Annotated in this window: 20 protein-coding genes; 15 read left to right on the plus strand and 5 right to left on the minus strand. The window is 44.2% G+C overall.

Going from position 1 to position 22318, the window contains the following annotated elements:
* Positions 1-151 precede the first annotated feature (151 nt).
* The 4 genes from F0364_RS06975 (at position 152) to lysS (ending at position 5688) form a co-directional block, all read left to right on the plus strand.
* Entirely contained in the window at positions 152-1150 is a 999-nt protein-coding gene (locus F0364_RS06975) for a 2-hydroxyacid dehydrogenase (protein ID WP_153797050.1), read from the plus strand.
* Between the two features lie 36 nt (positions 1151-1186).
* Positions 1187-2398: a hypothetical protein gene (locus F0364_RS06980; protein ID WP_153797051.1), complete on the plus strand. Its 1212-nt coding sequence runs from the start codon at positions 1187-1189 to the stop codon at positions 2396-2398.
* Between the two features lie 182 nt (positions 2399-2580).
* Entirely contained in the window at positions 2581-3768 is a 1188-nt protein-coding gene (locus F0364_RS06985) for a hypothetical protein (protein ID WP_153797052.1), read from the plus strand.
* A gap of 396 nt (positions 3769-4164) precedes the next feature.
* Positions 4165-5688 (plus strand): lysine--tRNA ligase, encoded by a 1524-nt coding sequence (gene lysS / locus F0364_RS06990; protein ID WP_153797053.1) that lies wholly within the window; start codon positions 4165-4167, stop codon positions 5686-5688.
* 327 nt (positions 5689-6015) lie between these two features.
* On the opposite strand, the gene F0364_RS06995 is transcribed toward lysS, so the two are convergent.
* The gene (locus tag F0364_RS06995) at positions 6016-7536 is read right to left on the minus strand and encodes a S10 family peptidase (protein WP_207632552.1); all 1521 of its coding nucleotides are present in this window, start codon (positions 7534-7536) and stop codon (positions 6016-6018) included.
* A gap of 557 nt (positions 7537-8093) precedes the next feature.
* On the opposite strand from F0364_RS06995, the gene F0364_RS07000 reads away from it, so the two are divergent.
* The 10 genes from F0364_RS07000 (at position 8094) to F0364_RS07045 (ending at position 16538) form a co-directional block, all read left to right on the plus strand.
* Positions 8094-8792 carry a hypothetical protein gene (locus F0364_RS07000; RefSeq protein ID WP_153797054.1) on the plus strand — a complete coding sequence of 233 codons (699 nt, stop codon included), beginning with the start codon at positions 8094-8096 and terminating at the stop codon, positions 8790-8792.
* A gap of 74 nt (positions 8793-8866) precedes the next feature.
* The gene (locus F0364_RS07005) at positions 8867-10372 is read left to right on the plus strand and encodes a hypothetical protein (RefSeq protein WP_153797055.1); all 1506 of its coding nucleotides are present in this window, start codon (positions 8867-8869) and stop codon (positions 10370-10372) included.
* A gap of 178 nt (positions 10373-10550) precedes the next feature.
* On the plus strand, positions 10551-11165 hold the full coding sequence (locus F0364_RS07010) for a hypothetical protein (protein ID WP_153797056.1): 615 nt from the start codon (positions 10551-10553) through the stop codon (positions 11163-11165).
* A 201-nt stretch (positions 11166-11366) separates the two neighbouring features.
* On the plus strand, positions 11367-11870 hold the full coding sequence (locus F0364_RS07015; protein ID WP_153797057.1) for a hypothetical protein: 504 nt from the start codon (positions 11367-11369) through the stop codon (positions 11868-11870).
* A 130-nt stretch (positions 11871-12000) separates the two neighbouring features.
* Complete coding sequence (locus F0364_RS07020) at positions 12001-12504, plus strand: YfbM family protein (protein WP_153797058.1); 504 nt, start codon at positions 12001-12003, stop codon at positions 12502-12504.
* A gap of 60 nt (positions 12505-12564) precedes the next feature.
* Positions 12565-13665: a hypothetical protein gene (locus tag F0364_RS07025; RefSeq protein WP_153797059.1), complete on the plus strand. Its 1101-nt coding sequence runs from the start codon at positions 12565-12567 to the stop codon at positions 13663-13665.
* 288 nt (positions 13666-13953) lie between these two features.
* Positions 13954-14319, plus strand: a complete 366-nt coding sequence (locus F0364_RS07030) for a DUF2200 domain-containing protein (protein WP_153797060.1) — start codon at positions 13954-13956, stop codon at positions 14317-14319.
* A 135-nt stretch (positions 14320-14454) separates the two neighbouring features.
* A complete protein-coding gene (locus F0364_RS07035; protein WP_153797061.1) occupies positions 14455-15036 on the plus strand; it encodes a nitroreductase family protein in 582 nt (193 codons plus the stop codon).
* Between the two features lie 318 nt (positions 15037-15354).
* Complete coding sequence (locus F0364_RS07040; RefSeq protein ID WP_153797062.1) at positions 15355-15948, plus strand: acyl carrier protein phosphodiesterase; 594 nt, start codon at positions 15355-15357, stop codon at positions 15946-15948.
* Between the two features lie 32 nt (positions 15949-15980).
* Positions 15981-16538 carry a DUF2911 domain-containing protein gene (locus F0364_RS07045; protein ID WP_153797063.1) on the plus strand — a complete coding sequence of 186 codons (558 nt, stop codon included), beginning with the start codon at positions 15981-15983 and terminating at the stop codon, positions 16536-16538.
* A 112-nt stretch (positions 16539-16650) separates the two neighbouring features.
* Here the strand turns inward: F0364_RS07045 and F0364_RS07050 are convergent, their stop codons facing one another.
* Positions 16651-17619, minus strand: coding sequence for a PDZ domain-containing protein (locus F0364_RS07050; protein WP_153797064.1), 969 nt, complete (start codon positions 17617-17619; stop codon positions 16651-16653).
* Between the two features lie 198 nt (positions 17620-17817).
* On the opposite strand from F0364_RS07050, the gene F0364_RS07055 reads away from it, so the two are divergent.
* On the plus strand, positions 17818-18903 hold the full coding sequence (locus F0364_RS07055) for a tryptophan 2,3-dioxygenase family protein (RefSeq protein WP_153797065.1): 1086 nt from the start codon (positions 17818-17820) through the stop codon (positions 18901-18903).
* Between the two features lie 328 nt (positions 18904-19231).
* Here F0364_RS07055 and F0364_RS07060 read toward each other — a convergent pair whose 3' ends face one another.
* From F0364_RS07060 to thrC, 3 genes are all read right to left on the minus strand, one after another.
* The gene (locus F0364_RS07060) at positions 19232-19609 is read right to left on the minus strand and encodes a DUF4907 domain-containing protein (protein ID WP_207632553.1); all 378 of its coding nucleotides are present in this window, start codon (positions 19607-19609) and stop codon (positions 19232-19234) included.
* Positions 19593-20621: a Kelch repeat-containing protein gene (locus F0364_RS07065; RefSeq protein ID WP_153797067.1), complete on the minus strand. Its 1029-nt coding sequence runs from the start codon at positions 20619-20621 to the stop codon at positions 19593-19595. The genes F0364_RS07060 and F0364_RS07065 overlap by 17 nt, the downstream gene beginning before the upstream one ends.
* 169 nt (positions 20622-20790) lie before the next feature.
* The gene (thrC, locus tag F0364_RS07070; protein ID WP_235921025.1) at positions 20791-22167 is read right to left on the minus strand and encodes a threonine synthase; all 1377 of its coding nucleotides are present in this window, start codon (positions 22165-22167) and stop codon (positions 20791-20793) included.
* Positions 22168-22318: the final 151 nt, after the last annotated feature.

Below are 22318 nucleotides of genomic sequence, written 5' to 3' on the forward strand. Positions count from 1 at the left end.
AGCCAGGCTTTGTGGCGGAGTAATAGCGAAAAGCCCGACCCCTTGCGCAGCTTGGGGGCACCCCCAAATAACAAATTCTTCCCTGTATGCAACTGCCTACAGCGGCCTGCCGGCATTTGCAACCAGCGGCCTAAACACTTAAGTTTGCAACATGAAAATCACTTTCTTTTCTACCCAGCCATACGATAAGGAATTTTTTAACCGCTACAACGACAGCTTTGGTTTTAACCTGGAGTTTTTTGAAACCAGCCTTACCACACAAACGGTTAGCCTGGCAAACGGCGCACAGGTAGTATGCGTATTTGTAAATGATAAGGTAGATGCGAAAGTGATTGAAAAGCTGGCGCTGGAAAAGGTAAGCATCATTGCCCTGCGCTGTGCAGGTTTTAACAATGTTGACCTGGAAGCAGCCAAACAGTTTGGCATAAAAGTGTGCCGGGTACCCGCTTACTCCCCTGAAGCCGTGGCAGAACATGCCGTAGCCATGATACTGACTTTAAACCGTAAAACACACAAGGCTTATAACAGGGTGCGGGAGCAGAATTTTTCCCTTAACGGCCTGCTGGGTTTTGACCTGCATGGCAAAACGGTGGGTGTTATAGGCACCGGCAATATAGGAAAAGCCTTTTGCCATATAATGCTGGGTTTTGGCTGTAAGGTGCTGGCGTTTGACATTATTGCCAACAAAGACCTGGACGCAGCCGGGGTAAAATTTCTGCCGCTGATAGATATACTGCAACAGGCAGATGTGCTTTCCCTGCACTGCCCCCTCAACAATCAAACCCGGCATATTATCAGCAGCGAAACCATACCCATGCTTAAAAAGGGCGTTATGCTCATTAATACCAGCCGGGGCGGCCTTATTGATACCGCTGCCGTAATTGATGCGCTGAAGAAAGGGCTGATAGGCTCGCTGGGCATTGATGTATATGAACAGGAAGAAAAACTTTTTTTCCGGGACCTTTCTGCCAGCATTATTGAAGACGACACCATACAGCGGCTGATGAGTTTTCCTAACGTGCTTGTTACCGCCCACCAGGCGTTTTTTACCAACGAAGCCTTAACGCAGATTGCTTTAACCACCCTTAAAAACATTAATGAACTATTAAAAGAAGGCAATTTATCTGTTCAGGCTGCGTTATTGGTGTAACTGATATCTTAATTTCGCAAAAATTTTCCTGTATCCATGAAACGATTTCTGACACCTGGCCTTACAGCTTTATTTGGTTTATCTATTCTTCTTTCCCTTTTTACATCATGCGGCAAAGAAACCAGTTTTGAAGTACTGATACCCAACAGTTCTGTTGCGGCACAGGGCACGCTTAAAGATGAAAGCGGCAGTTGCATGCCCGTAAAAGTGTACGGCACATGGCACAACGGCATTACCCCGCGGGATACCAATTATATTGAAGTACAGGTAAACGTTACCCAGCCCGGTTATTATAATCTGACTACGTCCACACTAAACGGCATAACATTCGCCAGCGATTCCGGCGTATTTGTAAAAAAAGGGTTGCATACGGTAACCCTAAAACCCAGCGGCAGGTTTACCAGCCCGGCACTATCTGTTTTCTCTATCAGTTTTGATACCACTACCTGCGAGTTTGCCATACCCGTTAGCGACAGTACCGGCACCGGCCTTGGTGCAAGGGCTACCGGCAGTGTAAAAGACAAATCAGGCAATTGCATACCGACCACTTTTACCGGCACTTTTTACAGCGGCATAGAACTTACCGACACCGTTTATGCCGAAACCTATATTGATGTGTTTACCCCCGGCGAGTACGACATAATAACCCCTACTGTAAACGGCATTCACTTTGCCGGCTCCGGCTTCTTTAAAACAGCCGGCCCCCAAAAGGTAAGGTTGTATGCTTTTGGCACACCTGCGGTACCAGGCAATTTTGAATTTGCCAAGGCTTACGACAGCAGCGCCTGCCCGTTTATTGTAGATGTGAAAGATGGTACAGGTGTAACGCCACCGGTTTCAGAATTTTCGTGGCAGTTTAAAGCGGATGGAAAGGTTTATTCCGGCAATTTCCCCCAGGGTGCACAAATTCATACACAAAATACCGGAGGAACACAATCTACTACCGCTATCTTGAATGGCGAATCCACCGATACGGAAGATTTTACCATGACGATATCCAATAGTATTGACGCTAATATGGCGACCACTTATCAATCGAGCGCAGCATCAAAGAAATTTGGATTTTTATCTTTTTCTGTCGCAACAAATATGTATGTGTCTTCTCCTTTTGGCAATTTCTCCATAGTTGTAGCAAGCTTTGATACGGTTAAGAAAGTAATGAGCGGAACATTTAGTGGAAAAATTGTTGATGCTGTTGGTAAGCAGATAGATTTAACGGAGGGTAAATTTAAGTGTAAGCTTCCATAAGCATAACACCAATGTATTTCAGCAAAACAGCGGGCCGGTGTAGGCCCGCTGTTTTATTTTACAGCAACCCGGCCAAAATTAAACGATAAAACAGCCTGTCAGGCTTAAAAGGCAATTTCTGGCCGCAGGCAACGTTATGTATGCAGGCAATATCTATTTTTGAATAAAATACACCGAGTTACATGAAAAAGTTGCTATCCATCAGCCTATGCTTCGTACTCATTACTGTCGCGTTTATGGCCTGTCAAAAGGAATTAAGCCTTGAAAACGGGTTAGAAATTACCACTATGGCCAAGGGCTCTCTGCAGGATACCAACGGCAACTGCCTGCCGGATACCGTTTACGGCACCTGGTACAATGGCGTTGCACCTGGCGATACCAATTATGTTCAGATACAGGTACAGGTTGATTCCGTAGGTACATATATTATCCAGTCAGATACACAAAACGGCTTAAGTTTTCGGGATTCAGGCGCTTTTGTAAGCACGGGTTTACAAACTATACAGTTAAAACCTTCCGGTGTAGCGCTTAACCCTGCCACAACTTTCTTTACCATTTCCTTCGATACATCGGTGTGTACTTTTGCCGTTTTGATTAAGGACAGCACCGGCACCGGCCTTGGCCAGGATGCAGAAATGACGCTTAACAGCAACGGCGATACCTGTATGAATGCTGTAGTTTATGGCAAAACAGTGGAGCAAACAGCCCTGGATTCTACGATTGCTGTTGAAATTGAAGTGAACGTTACCAAACCGGGTAAATATGATGTTAGCACTTCCACAGTAAACGGTATGACCTATACCGGCAGCGGTACCGTTACCTCCACAGGTGTTCAAACCATTGTTTTGTTTGGAACGGGCACCCCGGAATCTCCCGGCGATTATACCTTCCCGGTTACAATTGGCAGTTCTTCCTGCAGTTTCCAGGTACATGTGGTAAGCAGCTACAACGCTGACAATACGGCTTGGCAATTTACTGAAGGCGGTACCACCATGAATGGCTTTATGTACAGCGCAAATGTGGTGGATACGTTGGGGCTTAAAGTTTTGTACCTATATGGTATGACCCCAGCTACATTTGATACAGCTTTCCAGGCTGCCCTGCTTCTTCCCGCAACAGGGATAGCCCCCGGTACTTTCAGTACCAGTGCATCTGAAGCTATTTTCAGTTATGACAATTACCGTACTGATACCAATATTTACCTGGCTGATCAAGGCGATACTACAGTTGATATGCAATTTGTAATTACGGCATACGATGCGCTGAACAGGCAGGTACAGGGCACATTTACGGGTACAGCTCATAAAGCGGGTGTAACAGCGCCGGTAAATATAACCGCCGGTTCGTTTAAGGCGCAGCTTGACCAATAGAACATCTAAATAGCGGTTCTTTAAAGAATAGAGTCAGCCTTCGATTCCGAAGTTTCGGTACTCAGGTTGACAGGTCTTCGACAGGCTCAGACTGACATGCTGGCTATTGCAGGGCAAGTTGCCGGCAAAAAAACAGCAGGTTACACCCCGGGTGAGGGATTGAAGCGGCTACCCCGGTGAAGGTCCTGTGCGGCGGCCCCCGTGCCGGAGTAATAGCGAAAAGCCCGACCCCTTGCGATAGCTTGGGGGCACCCCCTTACAATAATATCAAAGAAAGAATTTCTCTCGTCCGGATAAAAAAAGAGGAGCCTGCAGCTTCTCTTTTTGTTTGTTAGAGGCGGCCGCGGCCTGTTTTGCTTCTTAGCCATATCTTTGCAGCCTTTCTAAAAAATAAGTATGAGCCAACAGTTATCTGAGCAGGAGATTATCCGCCGCGACAAATTGAAAGAACTGGAAGCGCTGGGCATAGACCCTTTTCCGGCGCCGTTGTACCCCGTAAGCCATTTTTCAACCGATATAAAGCAACAGTTTACAGAAGAAACAAAGGAAAGTTTTGCGGACGTTTGCCTGGCTGGCCGTGTAATGACCATTAATGATAAAGGCAAGGTGTTCTTTATAAAAATACAGGATAGCAAGGGCATTATACAACTGTATGTGCGCAAGGATGACATTTGCCCCGGCGATGACAAAACCCTTTTTGACAAAGTGGTAAAGCACCTGCTTGACCTGGGCGATATAATAGGGGTTACTGGTTTTGTATTTACTACGCGTACCGGGGAAATTTCCATACATGCCAAAACATTTACGTTGCTGGCAAAATCTTTAAAACCACTGCCTGTAGTAAAACGCGATGAAGAGGGCAATGTGTTTGACGCGGTTACGGACCCGGAGTTCCGCTACCGGCAACGTTATGCTGACCTGATTGTGAACCCGGCCGTTAAAGACACATTCGTTAAACGCAGCAAGCTTATTAATACCATACGTGATTTTCTGAATGCAGCCGGCGCCCTGGAAGTGGATACGCCTGTGCTGCAATCTATACCCGGTGGCGCGGCGGCAAGGCCTTTTATTACCCATCACAATGCGCTGGATGTGCCTTTTTACCTGCGCATTGCCAACGAGCTATACCTTAAAAGGCTGATTGTTGGCGGGTTTGACTGGGTGTATGAGTTTAGCCGTAACTTTCGCAACGAGGGTATGGACAGAACACACAATCCCGAATTCACCATTCTGGAATGGTACACTGCTTACAAAGATTATTTCTGGATGATGGAAGTAACCGAGCAGTTGCTGGAAAAAGTGGCTATTGCACTGCACGGCACCACTGATGTTGCCGTGGGTGAGAAAACTATCAGCTTTAAAGCGCCGTTTAAACGCATCAGCATTTACGATGCCATTAAAGAAAATACCGGTATAGATATTAGCGAAATGGATGAGGCCGCCCTGCGGGACACCTGCCGCCAGTTAAATATACCTGCCGACCCGGCTTTTGGCAGGGGCAAGCTGATTGACCTGATTTTCGGTGAAACATCTGAAGACCATTACATTCAACCAACCTTTATTATTGACTACCCGGTTGAAATGAGCCCGCTTACCAAAAAGCACCGCAGCAAAGCCGGCCTTGTTGAACGTTTTGAACTGATTATTAACGGCAAGGAAATAGCCAACGCTTACAGCGAGCTGAACGACCCCATTGACCAGCGGGAACGTTTTGAGGAACAGGGCCGCCTGATGGAACGTGGCGATGATGAGGCGATGTTTATTGACTATGATTTTCTGCGTGCCCTGGAATACGGCATGCCGCCAACCAGTGGCATTGGAATTGGTATAGACAGGCTTTGCATGCTGATGACCAACCAGCCTTCTATACAGGATGTGCTGCTGTTTCCGCAGATGCGGCCGGAGAGGCTGGAGCAATAAGCGATGTAGTAAGTATTTTTAAAAACAAAAAAGAGGCTGTTCACCAATATTGAACAGCCTCTTTTTATTGAATACTTTGTAGCTTATTGCAATAAGTATGTACCGTAAAGCATACATTAAACGCAGTCCTCTTGTTTACTTTTTTGTCCCCGGAACAAGCCCGGAACAGGCTTGACACAAAAAAGTTACAAAAAAAGTCAAGAAAGAAACGATATACAGCCCGTTTCTTTTCTTCGCCCTGATTTAGCTTCTGTACTACTGTAGCTTCAGCTAATTAACAATTATCAGCAAAGCCCCTACTCACTCCTCACCACTCACCCCCCCTCACTAATATTTTGCCGGCTCACCCGCTTTAGGCAGCGATTCTTTAATAAAGGTACGCAGGTTTTCGTTGGCGGCGGCAAGGTCCTCTTTACGCAGATACATCATGTGGCCGCTGCGGTAGCCCTCCCATTTCAGGCGGTTTTTAAGCCTGCCACCAGGGTCCATCTGCCACAGGTTGTATTTGGCATTAAAGTAGTCGCAGGCGCCATCGTAGTAGCCGCTTTGTACCAGCACGTGCAGGTAAGGGTTTTCAGCCACGGCCTGGCGCAGGTTTTCGCCGGTCTGGTCGCCCTTCCTGTCCCAGGGGTGTACGGGGCCGAACATATTGTATTTCAGGTCGGTTTTGTAGTTCAGTTCATCCCTTATGTACATGTTAATGGCCGGTGTAAAAGAGTGCAGCCAACTGGTAAGTTCGGCATTGTAATCAGGGCTGGTGCCACCATCCTGGCGGTCAATACCACGGTAGCGGCTGTCCAGCCGGCCCACGGTAAAGCCCTTGTCACGCAACAGCTCTTTCCAGAACAGGTTGGTAGAAACATCCAGGTTATTTTCCAGTACCACTTTTTCTTTAAGGCCACTGTACAGCGCAATTTTAGCCGCTATGGCCTTACGTTTGGCATCATCCAGAAAGCCCCCTTTAGAAATAGCGGGTATCAGCTCGTTAATGGTAAATTCCTCCACTTCGGGCAGCATATCCGTAAGGTCTTTTTGCTGCAGTTGCGGCGCCAGCATTTTATGGTACCATGCTGTAGCGGCAAAGTAAGGCAGCTTAAGCGCCGCTTCTACCGGGCCGCCACGCTGTATACCCAGCTCTGTTGGCGATACCAGTATTACACCGTTCAGGTACATCCACTGCGCCTCCTGCAACTCCAGCGCCAGGCCGGACACACGGGTAGTGCCATAACTTTCCCCAATTAAAAACTTGGGCGATGCCCAGCGCCCCTTGCGGGTAACAAAAGTGTTAATCCATTCCGCCAGGTACCTGATATCCGCGTTGGTGCCAAAAAAGGTTGACTTATCAATACCCTTGCTAACCATGCGGGAGTAACCGGTATTTACGGGGTCAACAAAAACCAGGTCGGCCACATCCAATATGGAGCTGCTGTTTTCCTTAATGCCATAAGGCTGCACCGGGTAGCCCTCATCATCCACATTAAGCAGGCGGGGGCCGGTATAGCCAATCTGCATCCAGACAGATGGTGTGCCCGGGCCACCATTAAAAGAAATTACCAGGGGCCGGCTGGCCTTATCCTTCACATCATCCCGCTCGTAATAGGTGTAAAATACCCCCGCCATGGGGCGGCCTTCATCATCCCAAACGGGAATGCTGCCCGCCGTAGCGGTATAAGGTATGCGCTGCCCCTTAATGGTAACCTGGTGTTTGGTGCTAATGGCCGAATCAACCATCAGCACACGGCTGGGCGAAGGCGGCAGAGGGCTTTTGCCATCTTCCTTCTGTGCAAAAAGCGGTTGCGCCATGCAAAGGCCAACAACCACGGAAAGTAACAGGTGGTGCTTCATCATTAATTGAAAATTAGGTAAGTGTTAAGCTGTAAATATAAGGCAACACCCCCATCCCCTGAAGGGGTGTTTGCCCCCATCCCCTAAAGGGGTATTTTTTGATGTATGGCAAAGGCATTTTTATGGGCCCGGCAGCAGGACATGAATTAAGCAGCCGTTGCGTCGCACTCTTGTGCAGTTGGATTCGCTACGCAGCTTTTCCCGCATGGTAGAAAGAAGCTTAAGCAGTTTTCAGCATCAGTCTGAAATTGTAACGAAAGCCCGCTCACTTGTTTCTGCCGCCTTCGGCGCCAGAAACATTGCCTGGGATATTGCCACGGAGGCACGGATTGTCAATTCTCCTATCCAACGTCTTTTTGTCACACAATTCAATAGGGATCCGCTTTGTAGAAAGATTGATTTACAACTTCACGTGCAACGCGATTTAGTGTCGGGTGGACTTCCAATTGTGGTTCTAAAGTATTTGCGTCACAGCAAGGTTATCAAAACATTCACTTTTCGGCACCTACACCTTATGTTAATATTTAATAAGTTTACCCAGGCGTGAAAACCAGTACCATATGAGTGTTTATAAACAACTCACTATCCTTTTTTTGATAATCAGCCCACACCTCAAAGCCTACGGGCAACATAACACCGTTAACATCCAGGGTTATAAAATCAATACTTCTGTGAGACAAAATGGATGCGTTTTTCAATTTTGGACTGGCATTAGCGACAGCACCAGGAAAAAAATACTTACTCGAAGGATAGGAGCGAGAAAAACGGTTGTTTTATATCAAGGCTCTATCCGGGATGGAAAGTATTCGGTTATGGACATGAATAATGATGGTTACAAAGATTTTGTAACATATTATCACGACTTTAATGAGGTTTATTTTTTTGATTACACTAAAAATACTTTCCGGGACACACCGGTTGATGTGCCCATAACTTTTGGGGTACTGGATTCCGGAAAGAGTATTTATTGGGGTTATCGTGACGCTCAGTATTCCGAGGAATACGATTACTCTATTCTATATACCTATAATGAATTTGCCCCCCGCGTTATTTATAAATTAGTTTATAAAACTGATCCTGAATCGAACGGACAAACAAAAGTGAACGTGATTCTTTTATACAGGTTTAAAAATGGGGACTACAGTAACCCAGTTTTTGTAAAAAAAATAAAAACTGCAAAACCCGGAGATTTTAATTACAGGAAATACTGGAAAGAAAACTGGAAAAAGTTGACAATTAAACAAGCACCTCTATTTTAAAGTTTTTAATATACGGAATTTTTTTAAATCTTTATGCAAACAGCTCGCCCTGAGCATCCAACTAAAAACAGCCCATGAGATACTTATCAATTTTTCTTTTAGCTTTTTTCACAACTACCAGTTCTTATAGCCAGTCAGAAAATGAGTTTAAGGTATACCCTAACGGCCTCATTTACAGCGAGGGAACTATGAAGCAACTTGCTTTTATTGTTGATTCACTCAACATCAGGTTCCGGCAGTGTAATCTTTATAAAACGTATTACTCAAAACAGCAAGCACAGGGCTATTTCATTTCTCTAGGAAAAAAGAATGCAAAGCAGGCTAAAGCAGATATTGCACAAAACATTTCTTTAGAAGATTTTATCAAAAAGTACCCTTCCTGTACGGTAAAAAAAGACTTGCTCATTATAAAATCACACTACCATGACTATGAAGGCAAAAACATTATTGAGTTTAGAGGACTGGAATTAGGCAGAGACTATGACTATGTTGTAAGGCTTGAGCAAGAGCCAAAATACTATAACTCGGCAAGCGTCAACTCATGGGTATTTAAGCACAATGAGAACAGCAGCTATTCAGATGCTTCATTAGAAGCATTTTACATTACGGATGCATTCAGAACACAACCTATCCCGGAAATCTATGCACGCATGATACAGTATTCTGATTGCATGGTAGATACCTCGGCCAGTATTTATAAAGAAACCGCTGAACGGGCATACCGATTTGAAGAAGCGAAGGATCTACCCAAAGTTGACAGATTTCTTAGTTATGTTGACGAAGAAACAAAAGATGCGGAAAAATACGGCGGAACAAAAACGGACTTTTGGGAAAAAAACAGGGTAATAGATTCTGTAAGACTTACAATAATTGATACCCGGCTGGTAAAAGAAGAAAAGTTTAGCCTTATGCTAAAAGAAGCTGTTGAAGAAGCCATAAAGAAAGGAGGCAGTAGTTCTCAATTAGAGTTGTATGCCGGCCGTTATCTATCCAAAAATGTTGAGCTTGAACTAAAAAGAGGATATATTGTAGTAGGTATGTGTAGCCAGGACGAGAGTCCAAGAATACGTGCAATGGATATTGCTGTTCTTAGTGCCGAAACCATTAACTGGGAAATATTCCTGAGGGCTCACCTGGATATTATGAACGACCGATTTGAACGGGTCAGCGATGGCAGCTACGCCTGGGGAGCCAGGCAAACCTATATTAAAGAGTTGGAAGACCTTGACATTAATGTTGCAGACTTGCTGCTTGGCATAACTTTTCGGTTAGAAAACCCAAGCGGCAACCACTATTATGGCAGCATCTCAAGATTAGGCAGGGCATTGGCGGAAACAAAATACTCCGCAGAAATTGAGAATAAAATGCTGAACATAATAAAAGACAACAGCCTGGATAGCTACAACCGCGTACTTGCTTACTATCTTTTTCTCAATTATAATTATTACGTTGAAGATGAAAACAGGAAAAAGCAAAACACTTTAGCCCTGGCGAATGCAGTTAACTCACTACCAGCCTTTCTTTCTGATAAAATAAGAGAAAAGGAAAGGGCTTCTGCTTTAAAAAATAATCAGCAGTGAGGCGTTTATTATCTGTTCCATAGAAGGCCATTGCATTTGTATTATGTTGGCAGAAGAATAATTCTATTAGCAGACCGTTACTATATTTGTTTACCCAAGGCCGATGAAATATTAGTTCTGCTTCAAGCATAAATATGCTAAAGATTGTAAGTCACTTTTAGAAAGCCCTTTAATTATTATGTTAGGACTATTCAAAAAAAAATTACCCCATTGCGACATATTGTTCGAAAAATTTTTAAGCCCTTGGTATCCCGAAGTTGACAGACCGAAAATGACCAGACCCGACATGTATCAAATAGCTGCATTCGAGGGAGAGCCATTAGACTTTGACGCATTGCAATATTTAGAAGGAGATTTTTTAGCAGACAGAAAAAAGTTCATTAATAAGACTATGGTTGAAGCCGCATTGGGCGACTTTCAAAAAATAACAAGTTCAATGAAAATTGACCTGACTGCTTTAGATGCCGTTGACAAGTTCTATGACCGAAAAAAAATTGCGGAACTTATCAAGGAAAGTGATCCGACTGATTTTTCGAACCCTTACCTGGTGACAGTTTGCGAATTTGGTGTTATGTTGGGGCAATTATTTAGGCAGATAGAGGGCTTTGACTGGCTCTATTCTAATCCATACTTTCATTCGATTATTGTTCATAAAGACACGGGATTTGGAATAACCGTTTTCGATTGGGCTGTAAAGAAGTTCAGTGAATATGGTGTTGACGACGGATTTGTTGCAAAATTTCATGCAGCCCTTGAAGCAATAAATGAATACAAAGCAAACCCTGGCAAATAAAGCAAACTACATTAAGTTGTATGCAATCCGGATTAACTATCAATACAGCTATTTACAAATCCGGGAACAAATAAATTTCATCTTAAGTTCTTAAATTCAATTTTATTTTTCACCCGGCAGCGGTTACTGGCACACGGAATAGTAATTCCAACCTGCACAAAACCCTGCCCGTTTTATACAAACAAACAAAACCCGATTAAAATGAAAAGACTATTTTTTGGACTGTTATTTGGGCTTCTATCTACTTTTTCTTTTGCCCAAACCTTGCCCGATTTCGACGCCATTAAGCTGGAAACGAAAGAAGACTTCAATACCACAGCAGACGACGCAGCTTTACAGGCATCCAACTTTCTATTTTCTACACCGCTGGAGAAAAATAACATTGACAGGTTAAAATCACTTCAATACATTATTAAATGGATGTCGGGCACACCTGACTATAGTTTTACACTGGACGAACAAGCCACAAAATTTGCAAAAAAGAACGATGACCTTTTAGGGCTATACATGGCTGCGATGACAAAATATGTTTTAGAAAACAAAGAAGATGCTAAAGACCAGAATAAAATTAAGCTCAATGCGGTAAAGATGATTATAGCTTATGCAAAAGATGAAAAGAATAGGGTTAAACCCAATTCTGAACTAAAAAAAGCAATTGAAGCAGATGAAAAGGGACAGCTCTCAGAATATTTAAAAATCCAATAGCTGGCATGCCATATCAGTAACTTATTTTTCAATTGGTTAATTGTACCAGGCTGAACAATTAATAAATATCCTGGCTTCGGAAACCCCCGAATCAGATTACCCCTCTCAAACGTTACTTAAAATATTATATATGGGAATGATCGGAAATTATCTAAGAGTAACAAAAGACGAGCTTGAGGAATACCTTGCAGACAGTAGCAAGCTCGAAGAGAGAATTTACAATGCTGAAAGTTATACTGACAAAAACCTGATTGATGTAGATAAATCCTGGGAGGGGTTGTTCTTTTTATTAACAGGTAAATCTCTTGCCACAGCAAAAGAAGCTTCTGCTCCACTTGTATGGACTTTGACCCCACCAAACGAAATAGATCCTGACCAGGATATTGGTTATGGGCCTGCTACCTATACCACAAGTGAACAGACAAAAGAAATAAGCAGCGCCTTAAATAAAATTTCCACTGATGATTTAAGAGGCAGATACAACGGTCAATTAATGATGGAAATGGGTATTTACCCTGAAGTTTGGAACGACATTGACTCACTTGAATATTTAATGGAAGAGTTTAATTCAATGAAGGATTTTTACAATAAAGCGACGGCAGAAAATCAAGCCGTTATTTTTTTCATAAACTAATACACAAGATTGCTTGAACAACGGATTGCAATATGGCTTTTCAATATAAGACATTGAATTATGTTACCATCAAAACAACTTCTATTTCTTGTGCTGGCTTTCATCTTTTATTCTTGTAACAATAGCAGCAAGTATCCTTTTGCTATCAAAGATTTTCGAGGAGAACTTCGGCCCTACTTAACAAAAATGGTTGAAAAGGGCGTAGTAATGAACAGAGACAGCGCCCTGCAACATATAGCAACCGACCAGGAACTGCTACGCCTTGGCCAGTCTGAGCACCCCATACTTAGAGCCGCAGCTTTTCGTGAAATGCTTGACAGAAAATCGTTCAACCACTACGATCTGTTAATGACACATCTATCCGACACAGCCTTTGTAGCTACGGATGCCGGAGAGTTCGGCATTTGGGACCGGACTGTGTCAGATGATATTTTACAGGAAGCATCCTGGGAAACGCAAGAAGCAAAAAATAAGACTGTTGAAGAGGTGCTTACCAGGCACAATTATCTTCGCTCTGCTTACGTCATTCTTACGTCATTAGAACCCCAAGAAAAATATTACTCATTTATAAAGAACATGGCAACACGACCAAGACGTCTTTCTTATGAGGGATATGAACTTGGTTTCGATGACATTGAGTACGCGTTGTACGGACTTGCTACCTTCAGGAAAAAAGAAGACTTAGAAATTATAAAAGCAAAAATGATGGAAAATGTCTGGAAGCTTAGTGAAGTTTCATTCAGGTTACTTCAAGAGTATCCAGACACTATTTATTTTGACGTTCTGCAACTTTACCATCGCAGGCAATTTTACAAATTTTCAGGTAATAGGCCAGGTGGATTTTCCGGTTTCATTGCCGATAGAGCCGCCCCTGAAGATTTCATCCAAGCTTTGGTAATACAAGAAACTGACAAGAGTGCAAAGCTGTTGGATACGATGTTAAACCGCTTGCCCTTACGAACGTGTATGCCAGACAAAGAAACTATTATTGACGAAATAATAACTGCAGTTTGGAAGCACCCGTGTGTAGCCTACACAAAGCTTAGAGAAAGAATCAAACCGAAAGCCGAACAAATTTTAAAGTCGCATATCAGCATCCCCTTAGATCAACTTACAATACCAGTGGACACAACCAGGAAAATTATTCGGTGGTTTAATTAAAATTAACCAGCCGATATTTTTCATCCGATAGTATGGCGGCTCAAGAAATATAGTCTTAGTTTCAGTTTAAGGAGACGAATAGCGCCAGGCTTCTGAATAAACAATGAGCTTTTGTATCTTTAATCGTTTTCCATTTGTACATACCTAAGATAAAATATCGCTAAACCGCCAATGCTTCAAAGGTTGGTCATAATAATTATCCACATGCCTAATACACCAAAAGAAAGGTTGCAAAAGCAATGATTTTGCAGCTAATTACCATAATTACCTAACACCAAAATACAACGCATGAACAGTTCCAACAACCACAATCACCGCATTGCGAAAATGACTTTCGCCTCTGTGTATCCCTTGTATGTAACGAAGGTGGAAAAGAAGGGCAGGACAAAAGAAGAACTGCACCGGGTGATAACATGGTTAACGGGTTATGATGACAAAAAGCTGGATGAACTGATAAAAGAAAAGGTAACTTTTGAAACCTTCTTTCAGCATGCGTCTTTAAACCCCAATGCGCACCTGATTACCGGCGTAATCTGCGGGTACCGCGTGGAGGAAATTGAAGACCCGCTGGTACAGCAAACAAGGTACCTGGATAAGCTGGTGGATGAATTGGCAAAGGGCAGGAAGATGGAAAAAATACTGCGGGGCTCATAAATTTTATTGTGCCGTTAGCGTCAACAATCTTATAACGCCACCAGGTCCACGCCACATAGCTTCTCCCCTTTTACGAAAAAAGTAAAATAACATTTCGCTTGCCGCTGGTACCGCATTACCCGCTACTTTAGCAGCATGAACAATTTTGATATACTGGAGCAGATTATTAAAAACAGGCGCAGCGCAAAGCCGGCGCTAATGAATGGCAGGCTGATTGACAATGCGGATGTTGAAAAATTGCTGCAACTGGCTGACTGGGCGCCCACCCATGCCCATACAGAACCCTGGCGTTTTGTGGTATATGCGCATGACAAGGCACAGGCGTTTTGTAAAGACCATGCGGAACTATATAAGTCAATAACGCCGGAAGAAAAATTTAATACGGCAACTTATGATAAGCTTCTGCACAATGGCGATAAGGTATCTCACATTGTAGCTGTTATAATGAAACGTGGTGACAACCCTAAAATTCCTGCGGTGGAAGAAATAGCAGCCACATCCGCGGCCGTGCAGCATATTTTGCTGGGCGCAGAAACATTGGGCATAGCGGCCCTGTGGAGCACCGGCGGCCTTACACATAACCCCGCATTAAAAGCATATTTTGGCCTGCAGGAACAGGATATTGTTATAGGGTTGCTGTACCTGGGCTATGCCGATGATATTGCCAAACAAGGCAAACGCATTGTACCCCTGCACCATAAAGTAGAATGGAAATAAACCCGGGCAGGCGCTACTTTGAACCCTGAACAAATAAACCTTGAATGGTAAAAACCTTTTGCACGTTGCCGCGTAGCGAATCCAACAGTACAAGAGTGCGACGCAACGGAAGCTCAATTCATGTCCTGCTGCCGGGCCCATAAAAATGTCTTTACCATATTATAAAACACCCCTTTAGGGGATGGGGGCCAAACGCTCCTTTAGGGGATGCGGGTGCCAAAGGATTAACATGTATTGCGCAAATTAAAATTGTACATTGACAACCGTTACCACGTTTTACGATGAAGCAAGCATTAAAATAAAGCAGGTAACCATCTCATGAATTATCTGGCACATGCATATCTTTCTTTTGGGCACCCGGATATACTGGCCGGCAACATGATTAGCGATTATGTAAAGGGCAACAAGAAATTCGACTATACGGAGGCGGTACAGCAAGGCATTATGCTGCACCGCATGATTGACACTTTTACTGACAACCATGACGCTACGGCCAGGGCAAAAGAAGTTTTTAAAGCTTCTGTAGGTTTATATGCAGGCGCCTTTGTGGATGTTGCTTACGACCATTTTTTGGCTAAAGATGCCGGCATTTTCAACAGCGGGGAAGACCTGCTTAATTTTTCGCATAGCACTTATCATACACTGGCGCCTTACCAGCCCGTTATGCCACAGCGTTTTGCCAGTATGTTCCCTTATATGCGCCAGCAAAACTGGCTGTACAATTACCAGTTTACCTGGGCCATCAGCAACAGTTTTGAAGGTGTGGTGCGCAGGGCCGCTTACCTTAATGAAAGCGCAGGCGCCTTTGACGCGTTTTTAAAGGAATATGATGAACTGCAGGCCTGCTATAACAGTTTTTTTCCGCAGGTAAAAAATTATGTGCTGGCAAGCCTTGCTTCTTTCGGCTTGTAATTTGCATGGATATATTTGCAAAAAATTCCTGAATGAAAATCTACTGTAGCCTTATTTTATCCCTGCTTGTTCTTACCGCCGTTGCCCAGCAAAAACCTACCGATGTTGATAAAAGCCCCCTGGATGTGAGCTATTACCCACCCGGTTATCCTATACTTAAAATGAACGGATCTGTAAAAGACCTTCCGGTGGCCAGGGTTATTTACAGCAGGCCGCAAAAAAATGGCCGCACCATTTTTGACGGCATTGTTAAATACGGCGAAATATGGCGCATGGGCGCTAATGAAGCTACAGAAATAGAGTTTTTTAAACCGGTTAAATTCGGTGGCAAACCTATTGCCAAAGGCCGCTATACCATGTTTGCCATTTGCCAGGAAAATAAGTGGACGGTTATTTTAAACAACGACAACTATGTGTGGGGCCTGGCTTATAACGAGAGAAAGGATGCCCTGCGTGTTGAAGTGCCTGTTCAAAAAAACGCCGACGATGTAGATGCCTTAACCATTTACTTTGATAACGGCAACCCTAAAACCGGCAACCTGAACATTCTTTGGGAAAAAACCAAAGTAAGCATTCCCATTTCTTTGTAACATGGCAGCCGGGCGTTTGCAGGCGGCATAAGGTTAATAATCTAAAAAAGAAAAAACCGCTGTAGAAACAGCGGTTGCACTTTTATGAGAAAAACTACTAAATACTCAAACTTTAGAGATCAGTGGTTTTCAACTTCTTCGGAATTTTTACCTCTACCACCTGGGCCTGGTTATTACGCTTGTAGCCAATTTTAAACACATCGCCTTCTTTCAGTTCCTTCATGCTGGCTTTCAGTTCGTCAACACTGCCTATGGCTTTGCCGTTTATATCTGTTATTACATCATCTTCCTTAAGGCCGGCTTTGGCTGCAGGGGTTTCTTCATCCACGTCTAAAATTTTTACGCCCTTACCGTCTTCCGTATCCTGTATCTGCACGCCCAGGCGGGGTTTGCGGCTCCAAAAATGGTTCATGTCCATAGCAGGCGGCGCAAAAGCAAAGTCATCTCCCTCAAAATGAAAGTTTTTCACCCTGTTTTTAGATTTGCCCAGTATGGCCGTAGCGGTATTATCCTTTCCGTCTCTTTTATAAGTAACCGTTACCTTTTCTTCCGGTTTGTATTTGCCAATGGCTTCAAACAATTCGCCGGGGCCGTCTATTTTGTTATCGCCAATTTTGGTAATAATATCGCCTTCTTTAAGGCCGGCTTTTTCAGCAGCACTCTCTTTGGTTACTTCAGTTATTTTGGCGCCATCTTCTACCTTATCGGTTACTACACCCAAAAAAGCCTTGTTACCCATCAAGTCGTCTGAGCCAAACATTTTTAAACCGCCATGGGGGGCTAACGGTGTAGCCAGCTTAAAAGGTTTTTCGTTAAACCAAAAAGCGTTTTCATTTACAGATACATCCAGGTCTTCTCCTTTAAAGTCTTCAACAGGCTTGCCGTTAATGGTAACTTTATCGCCATCTACTACAATGGTGTATTTCTCTTTGGCTTCACCCTTTTTGCGTATTACAATGGTCTCGCTTTTTTTCTTCTTCGTATTTTTTTCTTTTTCTATTGTTTTTTCCTGCGCGGTTGCTGCGCCTGCCAGCATACCCATCGCCAGCAACAGGGCCGAAGATTTCATCCAGTTATTCATGATGTAAATTTTTATTGTACGAAAAGTTTAGTAGTTCAAATGTAGAAAAGTTTTTCTAATTACGAAGAGTTTCGGAAATGTTAAATCAAAAATAGTTTGCAGCGGCGTTTGTACACCTCTGTGTGATGGTAATGCCTGCCTCAGCCTTCCCATTACCTAAAAGATTAATCGTTTATTTGCAGCTACAATTTGGTCCAAATGAAAAACGATGCGCTTTACTATGGTAGTTACCTGCAATTGAACAAAGTTTTAACCGCCCAGCAACCGGTAAGCTTCCAGCCCGGCAACCAGCCAGCCCACGATGAAATGCTTTTTATTGTTATTCACCAGGCTTACGAACTGTGGTTTAAGCAGGTATTGTTTGAGTTGGATTACGCGATGCAGGTTTTCAGTAAAGATACCATCAACGATAACTCCGAAGACCTTAACCTGGTAAGGCACCGGCTGCAGCGGGTAACACGCATTCTGGGTTTACTTAACCAACAGGTGGATATACTGGATACCATGACGCCGCTGGATTTTCTTGAATTCCGCAACCTGCTTATTCCTTCTTCCGGTTTTCAAAGCATGCAGTTCAGGCTTATTGAAGCCCGCCTGGGGCTGCGCATGGATAAACGGCACCATTACGATTACTACAAACGTACTAACGAAGGCGGCTTTACGCAGCAGGATTATCAAACCATTACCGAAACAGAAAGCAAAACCAACCTGTTGCAACTGGTAAATAACTGGCTGGAGCGGATGCCTTATTTTGACATGCGTTTCTGGCACAATTACAACAGCCATGCTGAAGCTGTTACTGCACACCCTTTCTGGAACGATTATTTTGCGATATACAAATCCGGGTTAACGGAACGTGAAGCAGGTAAAATACATGACTTTGCTTATACCCTGCTGGAAAAAAATACGGCCGGTTACCCGCAAGAGCACCTGGATAACCTGCGTTCCTCATTTTCTGCCGGTGCCGTAAGGGCAGCCTTGTTCATTATGCTGTACCGTGATTTTCCGGTATTTCAAACCTCTTACCAATTGCTGGATGCATTGATAGAAACAGACCACCTGCTAAGCAATTGGCGCCACAAGCACTTAATTATGGTTCGGCGCATGATTGGTATGCGGGTAGGCACTGGTAATACCAGCGGCGCAGGTTACCTGGAAGGTGCTTTAAGCCGTCATTATATTTACCGCGATTTGTCGGCTCTTTCCACCTATCTTATCGAACGAAAAAAACTGCCCAGGTTGCCCGAAGAGTTGGTAAGGCATTTAAGTTTTAATGCGTATTAATACCTTGTGGGCGCCTTTACGTACAGCAACTACTGGTTGATTATACAGTAAACCTTTTTAGGGGGTGCCCCCAAGCTATCGCAAGGGGTCGGGCAGAACTGCGTTCGCAACCTTCGTTAAAGCAACATTTAGTTGCTTTTCCTCGCTTGTGCTATTACTCCGCCACAAGGCCAGGCTGCGAAGGCTTCAGCGGGGTAACCGCTGCAATCCCTCACCCGCTGGTGTAACACGCTGCTTATTTCACCTGTAGCTTTCAGCGTGTTACCAAATAAAAAGCGCCTTACCGGTTTTCTGGTAAAGCGCTTCTCATTTAACGGGGCATGTACAGTTATTGTTTAAGTATCCCTGAAGTTGCTGAATTCATAGCAATTTTAGCCTGCTGCAGTTCTTCCATCGTCACAGCCGGAAATTTCTTTCCTTCCTTCATTTTTGCCATCACCAACTTCGCTATCCTCAATGCATCTTCACGGCTTTTAAAAGTTTGAAAACCTTCCGCCGCCGGTATAGTTTCCTGCTTGATAAAAGGTTGGTTATCTACATAAATTTCGTAGCCCCAGCCATCATTTACAGGTATGGCGATAGCTGTTACGGGCAACTTGTCATCGTTCTTAGCCTTATCGGTCTGTTGTTGTTCGCCGTCGCAGGAAAAGAACAATATTACAGTGCATACAACAGCACATTTCAGCGCCTTAGTTATCATCATCATTCTGCGTTTGGTCGGGGTTAAATTCCCATATGTCATCAAAGTAAGAGCTGCCACTGCTGCCCATGGTTACAAAAGCCCTGTTCTTTACCACAAAGGCTACAGCGCCACCGCGGGATGAACCTTCGAAGGGTGTTTTCCTGCTCCAGGTATCATCTGCAAAATGGTAACGCCAGGTTTTGGTAGTGTTGCTGCCATTGGTACCGGTGCTTATGTAAGCATAATCTCCCAATGTAAAAGCAACAGCATTGCTGCGGATAATATCGCTGTAGTCGTCATCGTAAGATTCATCCGATATGTTGGCTATCTTTCTTTTTTCCGTCCATGTATCTGTTGAGGGGTCGTAAGCGTAAAAATCATTAAGCGTGCTGCTGGCAGTGCCTGTGCACAGGTAGGCTTTGTCCTGGTAAACGAATACCACGGCAGAGTTGCGCTTGTCGCCCCCAAAGTTGTTCTTTTCTGTCCAGCTATCACTGCCGGGGTTGTATTGCCAGCAATCTTTTACATTGCCGCTGCCACCCGTTTCAAGGTCAGCGTAGCCTGTTGTAATATATCCTTTGTCTGCTATAGAAAAAGCCGCCGCATCATAACGGGCAGAGCCTGCAAAATCATTCATCTGGTCCCAGGAATTAGAAGATGGATCGTAACGCCATACATCTTTCAGTTTGTTAACACCATCGTAACCCGTGGCTATATAACCTTTGCCATTGGCTGAGAAACCAACCGCTGAATTTCTCGCAGTGCCCCTGAACACTGCCCGCTGCTGCCATGTATTGCCATCAGCATTATACAACCAAAAATCTTTCAGCCTGTTTTCACCATCATAGCCTGTGCCCACATAAGCCGTATCGCCTATAACAAAGGAAGCGGCTTCGGTTCTTTGTGCGCCGCCGAATGAGGAGCGCTTTATCCAGTTACCGCTTTCTTCATCGCTGCTGCTGTCTGACGATTTATTGCACGACACGCCAATACATACCGCTGCCAGCGCTAACAAATAAGAACTCGTTTTATGCATGTGTAAAATTTTGCGCCCAAATTATTTGGCGCAACGCAAGTGATTTCGTTAAAATGGCCGTACAAATAGCTCTTGTCTGTAAAGGGTAGTATTTTATCTGCAAATAGCTTATGCAGTAATTGCCTGGGCAATTCGATAATTATTTTTTTGAACGGCCGGGCGCATACCGCTACCTGGCCATCAACCATTCTTTCAGTCGCCCGAAAGAAGGTTCCATCAAAACACTTTCTTTCTGTTTGCCCAGCAAATACTGAACGCTGTGCGGAAATTCAATTTTGCTGCCGGTAGATTCTTCCACTGTTTCCGGAAACTTAACCGGGTGTGCTGTTTCCAGGAAAATGCCTTTTTCGTTGTTATCGGCCAGGTATTTATGTAGCGCATAATAGCCCACCGCGCCATGGGGGTCCAACGTGTACCGGTGCTTTTTATACACTTCGCTAATGGTGGCTTTGGTAGCGGCATCGCTTATGCTGTAACTGGTAAGTATGCTTTTAATGTCGCCCAACTGCTGGTGAAACAGTTCCATAATGCGCACAAAATTGCTGGGGTTGCCTACATCCATGGCGTTGGAGATAGTGGCTACTGCCGGTTTAGGTTCATAATCGCCGGTTTGTAAAAAACGGGGAACAACATCGTTGGTATTGCAGGCAGCAATAAAATGTTTTACCGGCAACCCGGATACATAAGCCAGTATGCCTGCACAGATATTACCAAAATTGCCGCTGGGCACGCAGATAACCGGTGGTTGCTCATGTTGCCATTGCTGGTATGCGTAGAAATAATACAATTGCTGGGGCAGCCACCTGGCCACATTAATGGAATTGGCAGATGTAAGCTGTAGTTTACTATTCAGATCAGCATCCATAAAGGCTTGCTTTACCATTGCCTGGCAATCATCAAAACTGCCGGCTACTTCAACGGCGGCTATGTTTTGGCCAAGCGTTGTAAGTTGCAGTTCCTGCACGGGGCTTACTTTGCCGGATGGATAAAGTATCACCACATCCACGCCTTCCACACCTAAAAAGCCATTGGCAACAGCGCCGCCAGTGTCGCCGGATGTGGCTACAAGCACCGTGGTGTGCTTATCACTATCGCGGTTAAAATAACCCAGGCAGCGGCTCATAAACCTGGCGCCCACATCTTTAAAGGCCAGGGTAGGGCCATGAAACAGTTCCAGTGCATATGCATTCTCATCTACCTGCACCAGTGGAAAATCGAAGTTCACCGTTTCAGCAACAATACCTTGCAATACCTCTCCGGGTATGCTTTCTCCTACATATGGCTTCATCACGGTAACGCCAATTTCTTCTTTGCTGAGCGAACGGATACGCTGTATGAAATCCTTTGGCAGTGCAGGTACGTTCTCAGGAAAGTACAATCCCTTATCTGGCGCCTGCCCTTTAACGGCTGCTTGTGCGAAGTTTACTTTTGGTGACTGGTTGTTGAGGCTATAGTAGTTCATGTGGTGAATGGTCAGTGGTGAATAGTGAATGGTCAATCGGTGGCTTTCATAACATTTGTTTGGATACCAACTGTGGTATTTCATGGCGACTTCCTTGCGTCGCAATCACTTCGTCGTTCGGTTCATTGGGCGGCTTTTCAGACCCGGTTAGATTTCTGCATTTACAGAATATGTAGTTGCGCAGAACCAGCTTTGCAAACTGCTCCTCAAAGGTTTCTGGCGCCTCCGGCGGCAG

The organism is Foetidibacter luteolus, from assembly GCF_009650435.1.
Lineage (GTDB): Bacteria > Bacteroidota > Bacteroidia > Chitinophagales > Chitinophagaceae > Foetidibacter > Foetidibacter luteolus.

Excerpts from the sequence above, each read along its gene's own strand:
- F0364_RS06975 (WP_153797050.1), top strand. The coding sequence starts at position 152 with ATGAAAATCACTTTCTTTTCTACCCAGCCATACGATAAGGAATTTTTT.
- F0364_RS06980 (WP_153797051.1), top strand. The coding sequence starts at position 1,187 with ATGAAACGATTTCTGACACCTGGCCTTACAGCTTTATTTGGTTTATCT.
- F0364_RS06985 (WP_153797052.1), top strand. The coding sequence starts at position 2,581 with ATGAAAAAGTTGCTATCCATCAGCCTATGCTTCGTACTCATTACTGTC.
- lysS (WP_153797053.1), top strand. The coding sequence starts at position 4,165 with ATGAGCCAACAGTTATCTGAGCAGGAGATTATCCGCCGCGACAAATTG.
- F0364_RS06995 (WP_207632552.1), bottom strand. The coding sequence starts at position 7,536 with ATGATGAAGCACCACCTGTTACTTTCCGTGGTTGTTGGCCTTTGCATG.
- F0364_RS07000 (WP_153797054.1), top strand. The coding sequence starts at position 8,094 with ATGAGTGTTTATAAACAACTCACTATCCTTTTTTTGATAATCAGCCCA.
- F0364_RS07005 (WP_153797055.1), top strand. The coding sequence starts at position 8,867 with ATGAGATACTTATCAATTTTTCTTTTAGCTTTTTTCACAACTACCAGT.
- F0364_RS07010 (WP_153797056.1), top strand. The coding sequence starts at position 10,551 with ATGTTAGGACTATTCAAAAAAAAATTACCCCATTGCGACATATTGTTC.
- F0364_RS07015 (WP_153797057.1), top strand. The coding sequence starts at position 11,367 with ATGAAAAGACTATTTTTTGGACTGTTATTTGGGCTTCTATCTACTTTT.
- F0364_RS07020 (WP_153797058.1), top strand. The coding sequence starts at position 12,001 with ATGGGAATGATCGGAAATTATCTAAGAGTAACAAAAGACGAGCTTGAG.
- F0364_RS07025 (WP_153797059.1), top strand. The coding sequence starts at position 12,565 with ATGTTACCATCAAAACAACTTCTATTTCTTGTGCTGGCTTTCATCTTT.
- F0364_RS07030 (WP_153797060.1), top strand. The coding sequence starts at position 13,954 with ATGAACAGTTCCAACAACCACAATCACCGCATTGCGAAAATGACTTTC.
- F0364_RS07035 (WP_153797061.1), top strand. The coding sequence starts at position 14,455 with ATGAACAATTTTGATATACTGGAGCAGATTATTAAAAACAGGCGCAGC.
- F0364_RS07040 (WP_153797062.1), top strand. The coding sequence starts at position 15,355 with ATGAATTATCTGGCACATGCATATCTTTCTTTTGGGCACCCGGATATA.
- F0364_RS07045 (WP_153797063.1), top strand. The coding sequence starts at position 15,981 with ATGAAAATCTACTGTAGCCTTATTTTATCCCTGCTTGTTCTTACCGCC.
- F0364_RS07050 (WP_153797064.1), bottom strand. The coding sequence starts at position 17,619 with ATGAATAACTGGATGAAATCTTCGGCCCTGTTGCTGGCGATGGGTATG.
- F0364_RS07055 (WP_153797065.1), top strand. The coding sequence starts at position 17,818 with ATGAAAAACGATGCGCTTTACTATGGTAGTTACCTGCAATTGAACAAA.
- F0364_RS07060 (WP_207632553.1), bottom strand. The coding sequence starts at position 19,609 with ATGATGATGATAACTAAGGCGCTGAAATGTGCTGTTGTATGCACTGTA.
- F0364_RS07065 (WP_153797067.1), bottom strand. The coding sequence starts at position 20,621 with ATGCATAAAACGAGTTCTTATTTGTTAGCGCTGGCAGCGGTATGTATT.
- thrC (WP_235921025.1), bottom strand. The coding sequence starts at position 22,167 with ATGAAATACCACAGTTGGTATCCAAACAAATGTTATGAAAGCCACCGA.